The 19,625-nt window shown below is 70.4% G+C and carries 19 protein-coding genes and 2 pseudogenes; 18 read left to right on the top strand and 3 right to left on the bottom strand.

Annotation, left to right across the window (positions count from 1 at the left end):
• Nucleotides 1-12: 12 nt before the first annotated feature.
• From QQY66_RS46695 to QQY66_RS46745, 11 genes and pseudogenes are all read left to right on the top strand, one after another.
• On the top strand, nucleotides 13-825 hold the full coding sequence (locus tag QQY66_RS46695) for an ABC transporter permease (RefSeq protein WP_301986580.1): 813 nt from the start codon (nucleotides 13-15) through the stop codon (nucleotides 823-825).
• The gene (locus QQY66_RS46700) at nucleotides 822-1,601 is read left to right on the top strand and encodes an ABC transporter ATP-binding protein (RefSeq protein ID WP_301986581.1); all 780 of its coding nucleotides are present in this window, start codon (nucleotides 822-824) and stop codon (nucleotides 1,599-1,601) included. Before QQY66_RS46695 ends, QQY66_RS46700 begins: the two co-directional genes overlap by 4 nt.
• Nucleotides 1,602-1,669: 68 nt before the next feature.
• Complete coding sequence (locus tag QQY66_RS46705) at nucleotides 1,670-2,656, top strand: aliphatic sulfonate ABC transporter substrate-binding protein (RefSeq protein WP_301986582.1); 987 nt, start codon at nucleotides 1,670-1,672, stop codon at nucleotides 2,654-2,656.
• Between the two features lie 87 nt (nucleotides 2,657-2,743).
• A complete protein-coding gene (locus tag QQY66_RS46710) occupies nucleotides 2,744-4,255 on the top strand; it encodes a sulfatase-like hydrolase/transferase (protein WP_301987727.1) in 1,512 nt (503 codons plus the stop codon).
• Nucleotides 4,252-4,809 carry an SUMF1/EgtB/PvdO family nonheme iron enzyme gene (locus tag QQY66_RS46715; protein WP_301986583.1) on the top strand — a complete coding sequence of 186 codons (558 nt, stop codon included), beginning with the start codon at nucleotides 4,252-4,254 and terminating at the stop codon, nucleotides 4,807-4,809. Before QQY66_RS46710 ends, QQY66_RS46715 begins: the two co-directional genes overlap by 4 nt.
• 6 nt (nucleotides 4,810-4,815) lie before the next feature.
• The gene (locus tag QQY66_RS46720) at nucleotides 4,816-7,482 is read left to right on the top strand and encodes a LuxR C-terminal-related transcriptional regulator (RefSeq protein ID WP_301986584.1); all 2,667 of its coding nucleotides are present in this window, start codon (nucleotides 4,816-4,818) and stop codon (nucleotides 7,480-7,482) included.
• A gap of 147 nt (nucleotides 7,483-7,629) precedes the next feature.
• Nucleotides 7,630-7,827: a hypothetical protein gene (locus QQY66_RS46725; protein WP_301987728.1), complete on the top strand. Its 198-nt coding sequence runs from the start codon at nucleotides 7,630-7,632 to the stop codon at nucleotides 7,825-7,827.
• 215 nt (nucleotides 7,828-8,042) lie between these two features.
• A pseudogene (locus QQY66_RS46730) lies at nucleotides 8,043-8,704 on the top strand (HdeD family acid-resistance protein).
• Nucleotides 8,705-8,945: 241 nt separating this feature from the next.
• On the top strand, nucleotides 8,946-9,398 hold the full coding sequence (locus QQY66_RS46735; RefSeq protein ID WP_301986586.1) for an SHOCT domain-containing protein: 453 nt from the start codon (nucleotides 8,946-8,948) through the stop codon (nucleotides 9,396-9,398).
• Between the two features lie 34 nt (nucleotides 9,399-9,432).
• The gene (locus tag QQY66_RS46740) at nucleotides 9,433-9,879 is read left to right on the top strand and encodes a hypothetical protein (protein WP_301986588.1); all 447 of its coding nucleotides are present in this window, start codon (nucleotides 9,433-9,435) and stop codon (nucleotides 9,877-9,879) included.
• Between the two features lie 28 nt (nucleotides 9,880-9,907).
• The gene (locus QQY66_RS46745) at nucleotides 9,908-11,740 is read left to right on the top strand and encodes a serine/threonine-protein kinase (protein WP_301986589.1); all 1,833 of its coding nucleotides are present in this window, start codon (nucleotides 9,908-9,910) and stop codon (nucleotides 11,738-11,740) included.
• A gap of 151 nt (nucleotides 11,741-11,891) precedes the next feature.
• Here QQY66_RS46745 and QQY66_RS46750 read toward each other — a convergent pair whose 3' ends face one another.
• Nucleotides 11,892-12,242, bottom strand: coding sequence for a DoxX family protein (locus QQY66_RS46750; protein ID WP_301986590.1), 351 nt, complete (start codon nucleotides 12,240-12,242; stop codon nucleotides 11,892-11,894).
• A 102-nt stretch (nucleotides 12,243-12,344) separates the two neighbouring features.
• Here QQY66_RS46750 and QQY66_RS46755 point away from each other — a divergent pair, with 102 nt between their 5' ends.
• The 5 genes from QQY66_RS46755 to QQY66_RS46775 all read left to right on the top strand — a co-directional run bounded on the left by QQY66_RS46755 (nucleotide 12,345) and on the right by QQY66_RS46775 (nucleotide 16,364).
• Nucleotides 12,345-13,241, top strand: coding sequence for a LysR family transcriptional regulator (locus QQY66_RS46755; protein WP_301986592.1), 897 nt, complete (start codon nucleotides 12,345-12,347; stop codon nucleotides 13,239-13,241).
• 227 nt (nucleotides 13,242-13,468) lie between these two features.
• The gene (locus QQY66_RS46760) at nucleotides 13,469-14,896 is read left to right on the top strand and encodes an alkaline phosphatase family protein (RefSeq protein ID WP_301986593.1); all 1,428 of its coding nucleotides are present in this window, start codon (nucleotides 13,469-13,471) and stop codon (nucleotides 14,894-14,896) included.
• 109 nt (nucleotides 14,897-15,005) lie between these two features.
• Nucleotides 15,006-15,368: a helix-turn-helix transcriptional regulator gene (locus QQY66_RS46765; protein WP_301986594.1), complete on the top strand. Its 363-nt coding sequence runs from the start codon at nucleotides 15,006-15,008 to the stop codon at nucleotides 15,366-15,368.
• A complete protein-coding gene (locus QQY66_RS46770) occupies nucleotides 15,361-15,993 on the top strand; it encodes an SRPBCC family protein (RefSeq protein ID WP_301986596.1) in 633 nt (210 codons plus the stop codon). Before QQY66_RS46765 ends, QQY66_RS46770 begins: the two co-directional genes overlap by 8 nt.
• Nucleotides 15,994-16,061: 68 nt before the next feature.
• On the top strand, nucleotides 16,062-16,364 hold the full coding sequence (locus QQY66_RS46775) for an endo-1,4-beta-xylanase (protein ID WP_301986598.1): 303 nt from the start codon (nucleotides 16,062-16,064) through the stop codon (nucleotides 16,362-16,364).
• Nucleotides 16,365-16,413: 49 nt separating this feature from the next.
• On the opposite strand, the gene QQY66_RS46780 is transcribed toward QQY66_RS46775, so the two are convergent.
• Both QQY66_RS46780 and QQY66_RS46785 read right to left on the bottom strand, forming a co-directional pair.
• Complete coding sequence (locus tag QQY66_RS46780; protein WP_301986600.1) at nucleotides 16,414-17,058, bottom strand: lipoprotein; 645 nt, start codon at nucleotides 17,056-17,058, stop codon at nucleotides 16,414-16,416.
• Between the two features lie 183 nt (nucleotides 17,059-17,241).
• Nucleotides 17,242-17,337, bottom strand: a pseudogene (locus QQY66_RS46785) (DUF6010 family protein); the annotation flags it as partial.
• Between the two features lie 205 nt (nucleotides 17,338-17,542).
• Here QQY66_RS46785 and QQY66_RS46790 point away from each other — a divergent pair.
• Both QQY66_RS46790 and QQY66_RS46795 read left to right on the top strand, forming a co-directional pair.
• Nucleotides 17,543-18,121, top strand: coding sequence for a TetR/AcrR family transcriptional regulator (locus QQY66_RS46790; RefSeq protein WP_301986602.1), 579 nt, complete (start codon nucleotides 17,543-17,545; stop codon nucleotides 18,119-18,121).
• Between the two features lie 16 nt (nucleotides 18,122-18,137).
• The gene (locus QQY66_RS46795) at nucleotides 18,138-19,322 is read left to right on the top strand and encodes a GDSL-type esterase/lipase family protein (protein WP_301986603.1); all 1,185 of its coding nucleotides are present in this window, start codon (nucleotides 18,138-18,140) and stop codon (nucleotides 19,320-19,322) included.
• The last annotated feature ends 303 nt before the right edge of the window (nucleotides 19,323-19,625 follow it).

Raw genomic sequence — 19,625 nt, forward strand, 5'->3', positions numbered from 1 at the left:
AGTGAGGAACCCATGGCTGTGATCACCCCTCTCGACAAGACCGCCGCCCCTGCGCAGCGGCGGCAGCAACCGCGTCGAACCGTCCGCCCCCTGGTCCTGGGCGGCCTGGCGCTCGCGGCGGGTGTCGCCGTGTGGGCCGTCGTGGCCGCCCTTGGACTGGTCGAGAACCTGCCCATGCCGGCGGCGGTGGCGAGCAAGGCGGGCACGATGATCGCCGACGGCACGCTGGCGTCCGATACGCTCGCCAGCCTGCGCCGGGTCTTCATCGGCTACGCCCTCGGCGTGGTCGTGGCCGTCCCGGTCGGTTTCCTCATGGGCTGGTACCCGGCGGTGCGCGCCGTGATCGAGCCGTACATCCAGTTCTTCCGCACCATCCCGCCGCTCGCGCTGATCCCGCTGGCCGTGGTGCTCCTCGGTATCGGCGAGGTGCCGAAGATCGCCGTGATCTACCTGGCCTCGTTCATGGCCTGCGTCGTGGCCTCCTTCCAGGGCGTCGTCGACGTCGACAAGACCCTGATCAACGCCGCCCGGGTGCTGGGCGCCTCGGACCGCGTCATCTTCGCCAAGGTGGTCGTGCCGGCGTCCACACCGTTCATCCTCGTCGGCATGCGGATCGGCCTCGGCGCGTCCTGGGCCACCGTGGTCGCCGCCGAACTCATCGGCGCGCAGGAGGGATTGGGCTACCGGATGCAGAAGGCGGCCACCTGGTTCGACATGGACGCGATCTTCGTATCGCTGATCACCATCGGAGTACTCGGGCTCGTCATGGACCGGCTGTTGCTGCTGGCCGAGCGACGCCTCACCGGCTGGCAGGAGCGACGATGAACAGCAAGATCAGTTTCCGTGGCGTGGTGAAGACCTTCCCGCTGAAGGACACCACGTTCACAGCACTCGGCGGAGTGGACCTGGACATCGCGGACCAGGAGTTCGTCACCGTCGTGGGCCCGTCCGGCTGCGGCAAGTCCACGCTGATGAGCATGGCCGCGGGACTGCAGGAGCCCGACTCGGGCAGCGTCCTGGTCGACGGGAAGCCGGTGTCGGGTCCCGGCCCCGACCGGGGTGTGATCTTCCAGCAGTACGCCCTGTTCCCCTGGCTGACCGTGCGGCAGAACGTGGAGTTCGGGCTCAAACTCGCCTCCGTACCCGGCGAGGAGCGCAGGCGGCGCGCGGACGAGGCCATCGGCCTCGTCGGACTCGGTGAGTTCGCCGACGCCCTGCCCAAGACACTGTCCGGCGGCATGAAGCAGCGCTGCGCCATCGCCCGCGCGTACGCGGTGGACCCTCAAGTGCTCCTGATGGATGAGCCGTTCGGTGCTCTCGACGCACTCACCCGGGTGCACTTGCAGGACCAGCTCCTGGGGACCTGGAGCCAGGAGAAGCGGACCGTGCTGTTCATCACCCATGACGTGGACGAGGCCGTCTACCTGGCCAACCGTGTCGTCGTCATGGCGGCGGGCCCCGGGCGCATCCACCGCGTCATCGACGTGGACCTGCCCTATCCGCGTACGGAGGAGATCCGGCTGTCCGCCGAGTTCCGCCGCGTCCGCAACGAAGTCTGGACGTCCGTCTACCACCAGGACGAAGCCGCCTCGGCCGCATAACCGCCCAACGGGCTCTCCGCCACCCACCCTCGTACTGCCTCGCACTGCACCGAGAGGATCCATCCACCATGTCCCGAAGCACGGTCAGGCACGCCCTCACGGCCTTGCCCGCCGTAATCGTAATGTCACTTTCCGTGAGTGCATGTTCCGGGAGCGGCTCCGGCGACGACTCCACGGTCAAGTTCGGCTACATCGGCGACTACAACGGGGCCAGTCTGCTGGCGATCGCCGAGAAGCAGGGGCTGTGGAAGAAGGCCGGACTGACCGCGGAGGTGAAGGCGTTCAACAACGGTCCGGTGCAGATCCAGGCGCTCGGTGCCGGCGACCTCGACTACGGCTACATCGGCCCGGGCGCTGTGTGGCTGCCCGCCTCCGGCCAGTCCAAGATCATCGCCATCAACACGCTCACGTACGCCGACCGGGTCATAGGCCAGCCCGGGATGGAGTCCATGAAGGACCTGAAGGGCAAGCGGATCGGCGTGCCCGAGGGCACCTCCGGCGACATGATCCTCAACATCGCGCTGGAGGAGGCCGGGATGACCGACAAGGACATCTCCAAGGTCAACATGGATCCGTCCACGATCGTCTCCGCCTTCTCCTCCGGGCAGATCGACGGCGCCGGCTTCTTCTATCCGGCCATCGACACCATCAAGCAGAAGGTGCCGGACCTGGTGGAGGTCGCCAGCACCAAGGACACCGGGGACTCCTTCCCCACCGCGTTCGTCGCCGGCAACAAGGTGCCCGAGGAGAAGAACAGCAAGGTGGTCAAGGTCCTTCAGCAGGCCAACGACTGGCGTCAGGATCACCCCGAGGAGACCATCGCGCTCACCGCGAAGATGCTCGAGGTCTCCGAGGCCCAGACGAAGGCCGACGCCTCGCACGTCCAGACCCTCTCCACCGCAGACCTGGTCGCCAAGTCGAAGAGCGGTGAAGTGGACAAGTGGCTGAAGACACTTGGCGACTTCTTCGTACGCAACAAACAGTTGGAGGAGAACCCCGATCCCGGCGAGTACTACGCGGGCGAGCTCTACGAGGAGGCGCAGGGCGGAAAGTAGGGCGGCCTCCTGCACCGTCCCGACCCGCCTGTGAGGCAACGCGAACACGCCTCGTACGACCCGAAAGGCACAGTCTTGCGCCACAACATGCTCTTCCTCATGACCGACCAGCATCGCGTCGACACCCTCGGTGCCTACGGCAACCCGCACGTGCGCACCGCCCACTTGGACCGGCTCGCCGCGCAGGGCACCCGCTTCGACAGCTGCTACACGCCGACCGCCATCTGCACCCCGGCCCGCGCCAGCCTGCTGACCGGCGCGGCACCCTTCCGGCACAAGTTGCTCGCCAACTACGAGCGCAACGTGGGGTACTTGGAGGACCTGGCCGACGGCCAGTTCACCTTCGCCGAGCAACTGCGCGGCGAGGGTTACAACCTGGGTCTCCTCGGCAAGTGGCACGGCGGCGTCCGGCGCACCGCCGCCGACTACGGCTTCCAGGGCCCCGATCTCGCCGGCTGGCACAACCCTGTCGATCACCCCGACTACCTGGCCTACCTCAAGGAGAACGGCCTGCCCGGCTACGCCATCAGCGACCGGATGCGCGGCACGACCCCCAATGGCAGCCCCGGCAACCTCCTGGCGGCCCGGCTGCACCAGCCCGTCGAGGCCACCTTCGAGTACTACCTGGCCACGCGCACCATCGAGATGCTCCACCGCTTCGCCGGGAACGAGCAGGCGGGCAGGGGCGCCCCGTTCTTCCTCGCCACCCACTTCTTCGGCCCGCACCTGCCGTACATCCTCCCCAACGAGTACTTCGACCTGTACGACCCGGACTTGGTGGAGCTGCCCGCCTCCATCGGTGAGACCTTCGCGGGCAAGCCACCGGTGCAGAGCAACTACAGCAAGCTGTGGGCGTTCGACACCATGCCGATCGAGGACAGCCGCAAACTCATCGCCGTCTACTGGGGCTACGTCACGCTCATCGACGAGCAGATCGGCCGCATCCTCGACGCCGTACGGGAGTTGGGCCTGGACGAGCGCACCGCGGTGTGCTTCACCGCCGACCACGGCGAGTTCACCGGCGCCCACCGTCTGCACGACAAGGGCCCCGCCATGTACGAGGACATCTACCGCATCCCCGGGCTGCTGCGGGTGCCGGGCGCCGTACCCGGCCAGGTGCGCGAGGAGTTCGTCTCCCTCACCGACTACACGGCGACCATCCTGGAACTCGCCGGCAGCGACCCCGCCCCGGCCGTCGACAGCCGCAGCCTGCTGCCCCTTGCCCGCGGCGAACGGCCCGCCTGGGACGAGCACCATCTGGCCGAGTACCACGGCCACCACTTCCCCTACCCGCAGCGCATGCTGCGCACCCGGCGCTACAAGCTGGTCGTCAACCCCGAGTCGCACAACGAGCTGTACGACCTGCAGACCGACCCGGACGAACTCCTCAACCGCTACGACCATCCCGAACTCCGGTCGGTGCGCACACAGTTGATGCACCGCCTGTACCGCCTGCTACGGGATCGCGGCGACAACTTCTTCCACTGGATGACACCCATGTACGACGTGCCGACCGACCACGACACCACCCTGTCGTCGTTCGAGACGGAGAAGGCGGGCGGCGCGGGCTCCTCGACGCCGGTCGGCGGTACGCGATGAGCAGCCCACCGAGAGCAGGCCGGGCCCGTCCCTCCTGCTGCGCCCCCTCCCGCGCCGGCGCCGATGCCGTCGGCGCGGGGAAGGTCGCCCTCGCGCTCACGCCGCCCACCGCACGCACCCGGCCGCCCGGCGGAACCTTCCGTTTGGGCACCGAGGACGCGGACGCGAACCCCGGCGACCGGGAGGGCCCCATCCGTGAGGTGGCCGTGGAAGCGTTCACCATCGACGCCTACGCCGTTACCACCGCCCCGACGGCACCCCGTGGTGGTGCGGCGTGCGGGGAGCCACCTGGCGCGCCCCGGAGGGACCCGGCAGCGATCCCGAAGGGCTGGGATCATCCCGTCACCCACGTCGGCTGGTCCGACGCCAAGGCGTTCGCCGAGTGGGCCGGTGGACGGCTGCCCACCGAAACCGAATGGGAGTACGCCGCCCGCACGGCCAACACCGCCGACAGCACGACGGGCAACCTCGGCTTCCGGGTCGCCTTCTCGGACGGCGCGCACATGCGGAGAAACACTGGGAGCATGAGGAGAAGTGCGCTGCCCATGCCCTGATGGACCGTGGGGGTGAGCGACGTGGCCGGCACCGAGGAGCAGGGGGCGGGACCGACCAGTCCGTGCGTCGATCCCCTGGGAGATCCGTTCCTGCCCGCGAGATTCGCCGTACCCACACGACCTGCCACCTTCTTGCGCAGGGACAGATTGGCCAGGCACCTCGACCAGGCTCTCCGGACGCCGTTGACCGTGGTCAACGGAGCCGCCGGCGCGGGCAAGACGCTGCTGGTCGCCGACTGGGCGGCCGGGCTGGACCGGCCCGTCGCCTGGCTCACCACCGGCGCGGTGGACCAGGGTCCCGGTATGTTCTGGGCGTATCTGGTGCAGGCCCTGCACGCCTCCGGCACACCGGTGTCCGCGTCGGTCGGCCGGCCCTCGGACGCGAACCGCGTGGACCACACACTGCTTGCCCGGCTCGCCGCCGACCTGAGCATCCGCGACCGTCCCGTGATCGTCGTACTCGACGAGTACGACCGTGTGTCCGCCCCCGAGATCGCCGATCAACTGGACTTCGTCCTGCACCATGCCGGGACGGGCCTGCACCTGATCGTTGTCACCCGTACCGAACCGCTGCTCCCGCTGCACCGCTACCGGGCCGCCGGGGCCATGACGGAGATCAGGGGAGCGGAGCTCGCCTTCACCCCCGGCGAAGCGGCAACCCTGCTGGCCCGGCACGGGCTGCGCCTCGGCGCCGCCGCGGTGAGCGCGCTCGTGGCACGCACCCAGGGATGGGCCGCGGGCCTGCGCCTGTGCGCCCTTGCCGCACTGGACAGCCCGGACCCCGAGCTCTACCTCAAGGAGTTCGAAGCGGACCGCAGCACGGTGGCCGACTTCCTGCTGGCGGAGGTGCTCAAGCGGCAGACCGCCGAGACACAGGACCTCCTGCTACGGGTCAGCGCCCTGGAGCGCTTCTGCCCCGATCTGGCGAACGTGCTGACGGGACGCGGCGATGCCGAGCCACTACTGGCCGGGCTGCACCGCGAGAACGCGTTCGTCGAGTACCTCGGGCACGCCTGGTACCGCCTCCACCCGCTGTTCGGGGAGATCCTCCGCGCGCACCTGCGCGTGCGTTCTCCCGGCATCGAGCCCGAACTCCACCGCCGGGCGGCACGGTGGCTGCGCCGGTCCGGGTTCCTCTCGGAGATGCTCGTCCACGGTGCCGCGGCCGGCGACTGGGAGTTCACCGCCGGTGCCCTGGTCGAGGATCTCGCGATCGGCCGGCTCTTCACGGGGCTGCGCTCCGCAGACCTGGCCGAGCTGTTCTCCCGGATGGGCCCCGAGGCCGAGAGCCCCGCGACGAACCTCGTCCGCGCAGCCCGTGACTTGTCCCGGAGCGACCTCGACCGCGGCCTGGCCCATCTGCACCATGCCGAGGAAGGCCTGGCCGAGGATGCGCCCGGAACTGCGGCGGCCCGGCTGAGCTGCGCCCTGCTGGAAGTCCTGGCGGCCCGGCTGACCGGATCGCCGGCCCGTGCGGAGGAGGCCGCGGCAGCGGCAGGGGACCTGCGCCAGGAGGTTCCCGCGCACCTCCTGGACAAGCATCCCGAGCTCATCGCTCTGCTGCAGACTCATCTGGGCTCGGCGCGGTTGTGGGCCGGGCACTTCGAGGACGCACGAGCCGCCCTGACCACGGTGGCCGCGCGATCGGGCGGAGCGGCGACGGCCCTTGCGCGCGAGGAGTCCCTGGGCCACCTGGCGTTGATCGACTACCTCAAAGGCTGGCCCGGCAGAGCCGAGCGCAAGGCCGTGGCAGCGATGAGCGAGACGGACCGGCTCAGCGGGGACCCGCCGTCCGGCTCCGGCATCGACCGAGTGGTCCTGGCAGCCGTCGCCGTCGACCGCGATGACCTGGCGCAGGCCCAGTCCCTCCTCGACGCGGCGGCCGACTCGTCGCCCGCGCTGCTGGACCCGGTGACGGAGGCGGGCCGGGCCATCGCCACGGCGCGGCTGCTGCTGGCCCGCGGCCACACCCGGGCCGCGCTCGCAGCGGCGGAACCGGACGTCTCGGCAGCTGTGGTCTCCCCCTGGGCGCAGGGCCAGGCCTCCCTCGTCGCCTCAGCCGTGCACCTGGCCGAAGGCCGGCCGGAGGCCGCCGTCAGGATCCTGCAGGAGGTGCCCGACGACCAACTGATGTGTGCCGTCGCGGCCGCGCAGGCCCAACTCGCCGCAGGCAGACCCGACGTGGCGATCGACCTGCTCGACGGTGCCCACCCCGAGGGCCGCGCCGGCCCCGCGGTGACCGTCCGCGCCACGCTCGTGCGCGCGCAGGCCGCCGACGCGGCAGGGGACTCCGCCGGCACCCGCAGGCACCTCGGCCACGCCCTCATCGAGGCCCGGCGCGAGCGGCTGCGGCGTCCCTTCCTCGAAGCCGGACCCTGGCTGCGGCCCCTCCTCGACACCGAAGCCGTGCAAGGGCTGGGCGCGGGCTGGCTCACCCCCGGTCCGCCCCTGCCCTTGTCGCAGTCGGCGGTGCCCGTCGTGGAAGAGCTGAGCGGACGCGAGAGCGATGTGCTGCAACGGCTGGCCCAGATGATGTCGACCGAGGACATCGCCGCCGACCTGTACCTGTCGGTGAACACCGTCAAGACGCACCTCAAGAGCGTCTACCGCAAACTCGGGGTGAACCGGCGCAACGACGCGGTACGCCGGGCACGCGCGCTGCGGCTGCTGTGACCCCACGTCCTGGGCCTCGTCGTCGTCTTCTGCTGCTCGACCACTGACTTCACCTGCACCGGGTGAGGGCGGGCGAGGTGCGAAGGCGGAGGATCGCAGGTGAAGACGGACTCCGCCCGTCCCACACCTCCCGCGGGAGGGCAGCTCATGCGCTACGAGATCCGCGTCGAAGGACATGTGTCGGACACGCTGGCCAAGGCCTTTCCGGAGCTGGACCATGTGGTGATGTCCGGTCAGACCGTCCTGTTCGGTCCCGTCGTCGACGAGGCGCAGCTGTACGGTCTGCTGGCCCGCTGCCAGTCGCTGGGGCTGCGGGTCGTGGAGATGCGCCGGCTGCCGGAGTGACCGTCACAGGCTCTGGAGGCAGCTCGCCGGCCGGTCGGCCGGGGCGTAGCGCGCACGTCCGTTCCACCCACCTCACCGCCCCGGTGGTGTGCCCGGATCACCCGCCGCGGGTGACCCGACCGCCCACGGAGGGCGGAACGCTGGCCGGTGAGGTCTCCGTACGCCGCCCCGTCGGCCGTCCGGGAGCGATCCGCCCGATCACGCGAGGAGGAGCCATGACCGTGCCGCGTGGTCCGGCGCCGCGCACCGGACCGGGGTACATGCCGGGCGGGGCGGCCCCCGGACCGACGGGTGATCCCGCGGAAGCGCTCGCGGCGCTCGGACGCTCCTGGACGTGGAGCCTCGGATCGGCGATCGCCACGGTCGTGCCGGGCATTCTGATCCTGGTCTGGCCGGACGAGACCCTGCACGTCCTGGCGGTCCTGATCGGTCTGTATCTGCTCGTGATGGCGGCCTTCCGGTTCGTCGAGGCATTCGCCCGCGAAGAGCCGGGCGAAAGAGTGACCCGGCTGCTCCTCGCCCTGCTGTATGTCCTGGCGGGGGTGCTGTGCCTGAGGAACCCGCTGCAGACCATCGCCGCGCTCTCGCTGATCGTCGGGGTCGTCCGGCTGGTCTCCGGCATCCTCACCCTCCACACGCCATCGCCGCCAGAGACCTGCCCCACCGTGGCTTCGTCGTCGACGTCGCGGTGATCGGCATCGTCGCCGGGGTCGTGGTGCTGGCCCTGCCGTCCGAGTCGGCGCGTGTGCTGACCCGGCTGATCGGTCTCTGGCTCGTCCTGCTCGGCCTGGCCGAGGCGGCGGTCGCCTTCGCCTGGCCAGCCGCGCTGCGCAGGGCGGGCGTCCCGGGGGCCGGTGGCTCCGCCGGAACTCCATAGCCCGGGGGGAGACAGGACCCGGGAGGATCCATGGCCCCGGACAAAACCCCCGTGGTGCTGACCCTCCTGCTCGCGCCGCTGGCCGTCGTCGCTGCCCGGGCCGACGGCGAACCGGGCCGAGCGGAAGCAGGACCATGACGACCCCACGCTCACCCGCCTCGGGTGAGGCCACCTGCTCTTTGCCGCGGGCACGCTGAAAAACGAACGGCTGCCGGGCGAGCGCCCTGGACGGAGGAGAGACATGAGCGCGCAGACGTACCTCGCGTACGACTATCCGCTGTTGAGCGCCTTCTGGACCATCTTCGTGGTCTTCCTGTGGATCCTGTGGTTCGTCCTGCTCTTCCGGGTCATCGTCGACGTCTTCCGTGACGACGACCTGAGCGGCGGGGCCAAGGCCGGCTGGCTGGTGTTCTGCATCGTCCTGCCCTTCCTCGGTGTCTTCGTCTACGTGGTCGCCCGCGGCAAGGACATGGGGCGCCGCGAGGTGGCGCAGGCCCGCGCACAGCAGGAGGCCTTCGACACGTACGTCCGGGAGACCGCCGGCGCCGGCGAGCACCGGCCCACCAGCGCGGACGAACTCGCCAAGCTGTCCGAGATCCGTGCCCGCGGTGACATCACGGACGAGGAGTTCAGCAGGGCGAAGGAACTGGTCCTGAGCAGCTATGGACCCCCGTCACCCCCCTCCGGCCGCTGAGCGTCGCCGGACCACACCGAATCGAGGCAGCAGGATGACCGCCACACACCCCGCACACCCGCGGACGGCCGGCCAGGCATGGGCCGGCGGCCTGACCGTCTTCGCGGCCGTCATGCTCATGATTGGAGGCGTCCTCGACATCCTGCGAGGCATCGCAGCGATCGCCGAGGACGACGTCTTCGTCACCACCCAGAACTACGTCTTCGAGTTCGACCTCACCAGCTGGGGCTGGATCCACTTGGCCCTGGGCGCGGTCGCGGTGCTCGTCGGCTTCGGGCTGTTCCAGGCCGCGATGTGGGCCCGCGTCGCGGGCGTGGCCATCGCCGGGCTGGTCATCATCGCCAACTTCCTTTCCCTGCCGTACTACCCGGTCTGGTCGGTCGTGATGATCGCGATCTCCGGCTTCATCATCTGGGCCCTCTGTGTGTCTCGTGACGGCGAGTCCGCCGCATCGGCCGAGGGGTCGCCCCGGCGGGTCTGACGACTCGGCCTGGTCTAGAGTGCACGGGGTGGACGCGTTGACAACTGAAGATCCGCCCCGCATAGGCCCCTACCGCATGCTCGCGCGACTCGGCGCGGGCGGCATGGGCCGCGTGTATCTCGCGCGCTCCGAGGGCGGGCGTACGGTCGCCGTGAAAGTGGTCAAGGCCGAGTTCGCCCAACACCCGGAATTCCGGCGAAGATTCGCGCTCGAGGTGACCGCCGCCCGGCGCGTCGGCGGAAGTTGGACGGCGCCGGTCCTGGACGCCGACACCGACGCCGCCACTCCCTGGGTCGCCACCGGCTATGTAGCGGGCCCGGATCTGCACAGCGTGGTCGCCAAGGAACACGGTCCGCTGCCCGAGTACTCGGTGCGGGCCCTCGCGAACGGTCTCGCCCACGCCCTCCAGGCCATTCACGGGGCGGCGCTCGTCCACCGCGATCTGAAGCCCTCGAACATCCTGCTCACCATCGACGGGCCGCGCGTCATCGACTTCGGTATCGCCAGAGCCCTGGACATGGTGGCCGACGGCGCGAGGACCCACACCGGGGCCGTCATCGGCTCACCCGGATTCATGTCGCCCGAGCAGGTACGCGGGCAGCGCCTCACCCCCGCCGCCGACGTCTTCTGCGTCGGCTCCGTCCTCGCATACGCCGCCACCGGCCGGATGCCGTTCGGAACGGCGGACAGCGGCGTGCACGCCGTGATGTTCCGGATCGCCGAAGAAGAGCCGGACCTGACCGGCGTACCGCAGGGAATTCTCGAACTCGTACGGGCCTGTCTGGCGAAGGACCCGACCCAGCGGCCCACGGTGGACCACCTGTTGGCGTGGACCGCCGACGCCGCCATCGACAACGGTCACCCCTGGCTGCCCGGTCCGCTGCTCGCCCAGCTCGGGCGGCACGCGGCCCAACTCCTCGACGCGGACGCCCCCGCACAGGAGCCAAGCTCTCCGGCGGTACGCATCGCACCGTCGCCGCCCCCGGCCCCGACCCACGGGTCGAGCGAGGGCCCGACGCGAAAGCCGCGCCGCCGCTCCCGTAGCCGCGCCGCATGGATCGCTGCCGCTACCGGCGTCGCCGTCACGGCCGCCACCGCCGTCGTACTCACTCAACTCCCCGACGGAAAACCGGCCGACGATCAGCAGGCCGGCGCCGATTCCACCTCCGGCTCCACGGGCCAGAAGGCGAAGTTCGACGGCGCCTGGGCGGGACTGGTGCAGCGCACGGACAGCTCGATCTCGGACGAGCACGAGTATCTGCGCGTCGATGTCGACGGGGACGCCGCGCCGGGGGAGAAGGCCGCCGACTTTCTGTACCTGAGCAAGGATACGTACTGCAAGGTCGAGTCGAGGCTGAGGGCGAAGAAGGGGAACACGATGACACTCGCCTCCTTCGACGTGGTGAAGGCCGTTCCCGCCACCGCCGCCCGGCGCGCATGCGATCTGAGGCGGTCCGGCGGCCTCAAGTCCTCGGCGGGCAAGCTCACTTGGACCATGGGCGACATGACGGCCGACCTCAAGCCCATGGCACGGCCCGGCAGCCGCTCGGTCCCCGGCAAGTTCCTCGGCACGTGGAAGTCCGAGATCCAGGGCACGCTGACCATCAAGCAGGGGGCCGTCGGCACGAAGGTCGGCACCTACACCGGCTGGTCGATCGACCGGCGCTGCAACGGGACCTCGCAACTGGTGTCCGCCACCAAGAACATCGTGACCCTGAGCCCACTGGAACTCGACGCCTCCACCCCGCGCACCATCGGCTGCCCGCACGGCGTACCGCAGACCATCACCTGGAAGTCGAAGAACCAACTGGAGCTGCGCTACCCCGAGAGCATCGCGGTGGTTCTCACCCGCGTCGAGTGAGGCAAGCAGGCCGGGCGAAGTCCACTGCGGTTCGGCAGCGCCTCAAGGGGCGCGGGGCTGTATCGATATGCGGCTCCGCCGCGTGGGCGCGACGAGCCACGACGGCGCCGCAGACGATCGACGACACATCGCTGCACTTCCAGCGGAGCGCTCAGCGTGCGACGCCCAGCACAAGCGCTGCGACGGCCAGCGCCAGGAAGCCGCCCGGAAACACGATCGTGGCATACACGCGGGGCCGGACATGCGCGGCCACGGCGCCCACGAAGAACAACACGAGCCCCGTGGCGGCGGCGATCCCGATGCCCGGGACCCCGAGCAGACCGAGGAGCAGACCGGCGGCTCCCGCGGCCTTGAGCGCACCGAGCCACGGAAGCCACGACTGCGGGACCCCCACCGCGGCCGAGTTCGCCAGGACGAATCGGGCCCTCGCGAAGTCGGCGCCCGCGATCGCGGCGTTGGCCAGGATCGTGATGACGGTGATGAACACGTAGGCGGTGACCATGTGTCTCGCCCTCCCTTCGATGGCTTCCCTTCGATCGGCTCGCTGAACAGCCTCGTCGCGCCGTTCGGCGACGTCCAATACCTGCGTCTATAACCTCACGGCATGGATGTGGACACCCGGCTGCTGCGCTCCTTCGTCGCCGTCGCGGAGGAGGGCACCCTCACCCGTGCCGCGGAACGCCTCTATGTCTCCCAACCGGCGCTCACCAAACAGATCAAGCAACTCGAAGCCCAGCTGGGCGTACGGCTGTTCACACGCTCCCGCACCGGCATGACCGTCACCGCATCGGGCCGTGCCCTGGCGGAGCGGGCGCCCGCCCTGCTGGCCGCGTGGGACCAGGTGCTGCGGGAGACCAAGAGCACCGCCGGCCGGGCCGCCCGCGTGCTGCGCGTCGGCTTCCTCGCCAGCGCCGCCAACGAGGCGACCCCCCGTATCGTCGCCGAGTTCTCCCGGCGCCGCCCCGGCTGGCGCGCGGACATGCGCCAGGCTCCCTGGTCCGACCCGAGCGGCGGCCTCGCCGACGGAGAGGTCGACGTGGCACTGCTACGGCTTCCCTTCCCGGGACAGGACACACTGCGCACGGAGCCGCTCTTCACCGAACCGCGCTGGGCAGCCCTGCCCGCGGACCACCCCCTCGCCGCCCACGACGAGGTCCGTTTCCAGGATCTGTGGGACGAGCCGTTCGTCGCCGCGCCGGCCGAGACCGGCCCGTGGCGTGAGTACTGGCTGGCCATGGACGAACGCGAGGGCCACCCCGTCCGCATCGGCGCCGTCACCGACCTGCCCGACGACTGGCTGAACGCGATCGCCAACGGCTACGGCGTCGCCCTCGCCCCCGCATCCGCCGCCCGCTTCTACGCCCGCCCCGGCATCGTCTACCGCCCCGTCAGCGGCATCGGCCCCAGCCAGGTGGCCGTCGCCTGGGCGCCCGCCGGCGACACCCATCCGGCCGTCCAGGACTTCGTCCACTGCTGCCTCGAGTACGGCGTCGCGGACTGACCACTTCATGGCCCTGCCATCCGTGCCCCAAGGCGGGGCAACGCCCCGGCAATGAGCCAATAGTGCAGGTCACGGCTTGGCCAACCCCTTCCCGCACGTTGGCGACAAGTTCATCACCCGCCCCTGACGCCCGGCGCCGACCCTGGCGAAGAGTGATCGGCGGCCCGTCTCCCCACCCGGGCCGACCGTCACCGCGGAGCGCCTCAAGCGCTCAAGAAGGGGCAATCATGGCTGAGTTGACCCGCCGTAGACTTCTGGGTTCCGCCGCCGGCGCACTGGGCGGCGCCGCGGCCCTCTCCCTCCTCCCGCCCAGCCTGCAGAAGGCCGTGGCCGCCGAACCGCCGCGGCACAGCTCACTGCGCGACATCGAGCACGTCGTGCTGCTGATGCAGGAGAACCGGTCCTTCGACCACTACTTCGGCACCCTCTCCGGCGTCCGCGGCTTCGCCGACCCGCACGCACTCAAGCTCGACAACGGACGCTCCGTCTTCTACCAGCCCGACGCCGAGAACCCGAAGGGCTACCTCCTGCCCTTCCACCTGGACACCCACACGTCCAGCGCACAGGCCATCCCCTCCACGAGCCACGCCTGGTCGGTGCAGCACGAGGCGTGGAACGGCGGCAAGATGGACCAGTGGCTACCGGCCCACCGCAAGGCCGACGGCGTCAACGGCCCCTATGTGATGGGCTATTACACGCGCGAGGACATCCCGTTCCAGTTCGCGCTCGCCGAGACCTTCACCATCTGCGACCACTACTTCTGCTCGGTGTTCGGCCCGACCTGGCCGAACCGCCTGTACTGGATGACCGGCACCATCGACCCCGGCGGCACGCAGGGCGGCCCGATCCTGAGCAACGTGGCGCCGACGCCGTACCGCTGGACGACGTACGCGGAACGCCTCCAGGCCGCCGGGATCAGCTGGAAGGTGTACCAGCAGGACGACGACTACGGCTGCAACATGCTGGAGCAGTTCGCGTCCTTCAAGAACGCGCAGCCGGGCTCCGACCTGTACGAGCGGGGCGTACGGCCGCAGCCGGAGGGCACGTTCGAGGACGATGCTCGCAACGACCGCCTTCCGGCGGTGTCGTGGATCATGCCGACGAGCTACCAGTCGGAGCACCCCGACTATCTCCCGGCCGCGGGCGCCGACTTCGTCGCGTCCAAGCTGGAGGCGATCGCGTCCAACCCGAAGGTGTGGCGCAAGACCGCCTTCATCCTCAGCTACGACGAGAACGACGGCCTGTTCGACCATGTGGCCCCGCCGACCCCGCCCGCGGGCACGGTGGACGAGTTCGTCCAGGGGCTGCCGATCGGCGGTGGCTTCCGTGTCCCGGCCATCGTCATCTCGCCCTGGACGGTGGGCGGTTGGGTGGCCTCGGAGACGTTCGACCACACCTCCGCGCTGCGGTTCCTGGAGTGCTTCACGGGAGTGGAGGAGCCGAACATCACCGACTGGCGGCGCGCCACCTTCGGCGACTTCACCTCCGCGTTCCGTTTCTCGGCCGCCCGCCCCCGGCCGCCCCGGCTGCCCGACGACACCGCCGAGCAGCTGGAGAAGGCGAAGGAAGAGGTGGCCACCCTGCCGAAGCCGACGCTGCCGGGAGCGGACCAGACGTTCCCGCATCAGGAGCGGGGGCGCCGGCCGCACGTCTGAGACGGACCGGGGCCGTGGGCACCGCTCACGGCCCCGGCATGCGGCCGGGGCACCGCGGCCTCTATTTAAGCCTTGCCTTATATAAGTCGACGATGGCATAGTCGGTCCTGTGCACGCCTTCGACGTCCTTGGGGATCCGGTCAGGCGCCGGATATTGGAGCTACTCGCATCCGGAGAGCAGGCGTCGGGCGAGATCAGCGCCGTGATCCGGGACGAGTTCGGGATCTCCCAGCCGGCCGTCTCGCAGCACCTGCGGGTGCTGCGGGAGAGCGGCTTCACGTCCGTGCGCGCGGAAGGCACACGGCGGCTGTACGCCGTCGACGCCGCGCCGCTGCGTGAGGTGGACGCCTGGCTGGAGAGGTTCCGGGGGTTCTGGGAGCAGCGGCTCGACGCGCTCGGGACGGAGCTCGCGCGGGGCAAGCGCGAGCGCAGGCTGAGAGAGGAAGAAAGGGGAGCGAGCGGGGATGAGTGACATCGTCGACGAGATCAACCGTCGCCACCGTGAGGTCGGCGTCCGCCAGGTCGAGGCGGGCGAGGCGAAGACGGTGCTCCTGCGGCGGACCTTCGACGCCGGCATTGCCGACGTGTGGGACGCGGTGACCTCGCCCGAGCGGATCAGCCGCTGGTTCCTGCCGGTCAGCGGTGAGCTCAAGCTCGGCGGGCGCTACCAGCTGGAGGGCAACGCCGGCGGCGAGATCCTCGAATGCGCCGAGCCGACCCGGCTGCGCGTGAGCTGGCTGTACGGGCCCGACCCTGGCTTCAGCGAGGTCGAGGTGCGACTCACGCCGGACGGCGAGGACCGCACGGTGCTGGAACTGGAGCATGTGGCCGTGGTGCCGGACGACTTCTGGGACCAGTACGGGCCCGGAGCGGTCGGAGTCGGTTGGGACCTGGGGCTCCTCGGACTCGACAGGCACCTGGCGGGCGGCGAGATCAGCAGGGAGGGGGCGGAGGCCTGGGACAAGTCGCCCGAGGGCAAGGAGTTCGCGACGCGCTCGGGGGAGGCGTGGGGCGTCGCGTACGCCGCCTCCGGTGCCGAGGCGAAGGTCGTGGCGGCCACGACGGCGGCGACGATCGCGTTCTACACGGGAGCGTAGGCGGACCCGATCGTCAACCACGCCCGGAGCAGAGGCATGACGGGGGTGCGGCCGACCTGAGAACGGCGATGAACAGCCACATCACCCAGGTCATGCAGCACGGGAAAGGCACGCGGCGTCCCGATGGACTGCGTGGCTTCCAGTCGCAGTTCAGCAGCGCGTCCCCCGTGCCGCCGGACTACGAGGCCAACCTGCGGCGCTTCGCGCACCTGGGCGCCGACGTACAGATCACCGAACTGGACATCGAGGGCTCGGGCACGCCCAGCGGCAACGGCCCCCTCGCCGCCGGAGCCTCCACGAGCTTCGGCTTCACCGTCATGAAGAACGGCAACACCGCGGCCCCGACGCTCGGTTCCTGCACGGCTTCCTGACACCCGCGCCCGGCGCGGCGGCCCCGGTCGCCGCACCAGGCCTCCGGGCTCAGTTGCCGCGCAGGGTCCGCTTGGCGAGCTGATACGCCGGGAGCATCTCCTCGTGTTCCTCGCTGTCCAGGCCTCCGAGATGCACGACGACCGGTCCGTCGGATGTGACGACGGCGAGGGCACGTTCCTTCTTCGTCTCGTCCAGGAGCTCGCTGGTGTAGAGGTACTCCACCTCGGCGCCGTCGAGGCCGCCCGTCTTGAACGTCCGGTACGTCTCCTCGCTCGCGCCGGCCTCGGCTTCGACGAATGCCTCCAGGGCGGTGCGCGCGTCGTCCTTGGCCGGGTCGCCGGTCCAGACGCGGAGGTAGCCGATGTTCCCCGCGGGCTTCGCGTCGATCTCGCAGGCGAGGGTGACCGGGCCCTGATGGAGGAGCGTGTCGGCGATGTCCGCGGCAGGACCGCCCTCCACGGTCTCGGCCTTCCACTCCTCGGCGATGTCGAAGGTGACCGGGAGTTCGCAGGAGGAGCCCTCGGCTCCGATGGTGCCCCCCTTGGCGGCAACCGCCCCGTCGGCGCTCGCCGGCGCCGAAGCCTGCTTGTCCTCCGGCTCCTTCGGCGCGGCCTGCGAACACCCCGTCAGCACCCCCGCCAGCAACGCCACATGCACCGCACCACGCCCCGCGATCCCCGCCCTGACCTGCATCGAAGCCCCTCCCCAGTGATCCAGGCGGGACACTGTATCGGAGGCACGCCGGCGATGCCCACGGACGTCACGCGGCCCGGTCCTGGACGACAGCGGGCCCTCCCCGGCGGAGGAGCTCGCGCGGTGACAGCCCGCCGGACAGGCACCACAGCGCGCAGCCGCGGCCCGCCCGGCGACCGCGGCGAACTCCCACCCGCCCAGACCTCCGGTACCGAGGTAGGCGGCACCGGCTCCGGCGACCATGACCGCGTTGAAGCGGTGCCGGTGGGGTTCGCGGATGAGGGACTCCTGGGATCTGACGGTACGTCGGCCGCGCGGCGGGACGGCTCACACGCTGAGTCCGTACAGGGTCGCGCCCCACGGGGATTACCGACACCTTCCGACAGGATGCCGCTACCACACGGCGAGGCCGAAAGAGTGAGGGTGATTTGCCTAAAACCTTTAGGCAATTGCATACTCGATTTCGGCGAACGGGAGGACGGTTGTGGCACGAGTGGGCCTGACGACAGAACGCCTGATCCGGGCAGGTGCGGAACTGGCCGACGAGGTCGGCTTCGAGCAGGTGACCGTCTCCGAGCTCGCCCGGCGGTTCGACGTCAAGGTCGCGAGTCTGTACTCGCACGTGAAGAACTCCCAGGACCTCAAGACCCGGATCGCCCTGTTCGCGCTGGAGGAACTGGCCGACCTGTCCGCCGACGCGGTCGCCGGGCGGGCCGGCAAGGACGCCCTGACCGCGTTCGCGAACGTCTACCGCGACTACGCCCACGAGTACCCCGGCCGGGCCGCGGCTGCCCGGATGAGGCTCGACCCCGAGACGGCGGCCGCCAGTGCCGGGGTCCGGCACGCCCGGATGACGCGGGCGATCCTGCGCGGCTACGACCTGGCGGAACCCGACGAGACGCACGCCGTGCGGCTGCTGGGCAGCGTCTTCCACGGCTACGCCAGCCTCGAAGGCGCGGGCGGTTTCAGCCACAGCGCCCCCGACAGCGAGGAGTCCTGGACACGGGTCCTGGACGCCCTCGACACCCTGCTGCGCAACTGGCCCGCCCGCCCCACCCCTTGATCGACAGGCTGAGGACATGAACACCGAGCACGAATGGATCACCACGCCCGTCACCGCCGGGCTCCTGCGCGGCGCCCTCGACGTGGAGCGCACCGAACACGGGGTGCTGCCGCACCGGCTGCCCGCGTGGGCCCGCGCCCAGAGCACCGACGCCCAGCTGGCCATGGCCGAGTCCCAGCCCTCCGGCGTACGGCTGGTCTTCCGCACCCGCGCCAGCGCGGTCCAGCTGGACACGCTGCCCACCAAGCGGGCCTACGTGGGCGTGCCGCCCCGCCCGGACGGCGTGTACGACCTGATCGTCGACGGCCGCCCGGCCGGACACGCAAGTGTCAGGGGCGGAAACACCGTGACCGTCGACATGGTCGCGGGCACCGCCGAGATACAGCCCGGCCCACCCGGAACCCTCCGCTTCACCGGTTTGCCCGAGCGCGACAAGGACGTCGAGATCTGGCTGCCGCACAACGAGACCACCGAAGTCCTGGCCCTGCGCACCGACGCCCCCGTCGAGCCCGCGCGGGACCCGGGCCGCAGGGTCTGGCTCCACCACGGCAGCTCCATCAGCCACGGTTCCGACGCGGCCAGTCCCAGCACGACCTGGCCCGCGCTGGCCGCCGGCCTCGGCGGCGTGGAGCTGATCAACCTGGGCCTGGGGGGCGGCGCCCTGCTCGATCCGTTCACCGCCCGCACCATGCGCGACACCTCCGCCGATCTGATCAGCGTCAAGATCGGTATCAACGTGGTCAACGCCGACCTGATGCGTCTGCGCGCCTTCGGTCCCGCGGTCCACGGCTTCCTCGACACCCTCCGGGAGGGCCACCCGACCGTGCCCCTGCTGGTGGTCTCGCCCATCCTGTGCCCCATCCACGAGGACACGCCGGGCCCCTGCTTTCCCGACTACAGTGAGATCAGCGAGGGCCGACTGCGGTTCGGGGCCCTGGGCGATCCGGCGGAACGCGCGAGCGGGAAGCTGACGTTGCGCGTGATCCGCGAGGAACTGGCCCGGATCGTGGCACAACGGTCGGCGGACGACCCGAACCTGCACTACCTCGACGGCCGCGAACTCTACGGCGAGGCCGACTACGCCGAACTGCCGCTCCCCGACGAGCTCCACCCGGACGCCGCCACCCACCGCCGTATGGGCGAACGCTTCGCCACGCGCGCCTTCACCGCCGCAGGCCCCTTCGCGGACGACGGCTCCTGAGACCGGTAGCTGGCCGGGCGCTCCGACGTGCCGGTGTGATCGGACCGTCGTGTCTCCACAGGTGGGCCAGAACCAGCAGGGCTCGCTTGAAGCACCCCAACTTCCGCCAGCGCGTGTGAAGTTCATGCCTTCGGGCCTGGTTGAGCCACGAGATACGGGACGTCGCGCAAGGCAGGACACGGAACCAACGAAGTCCTCCGGCCGTTGGTGTGCTGAGTGAGATCACCACACCAACAACGAAGGGCTTCGCCATGTCACCCCAGGGCGGTGGCAGGGAGACTGCCGCGGAATCAAGGTGAGCGC

The organism is Streptomyces sp. DG2A-72 (assembly GCF_030499575.1).
Classification (GTDB): Bacteria; Actinomycetota; Actinomycetes; order Streptomycetales; family Streptomycetaceae; genus Streptomyces.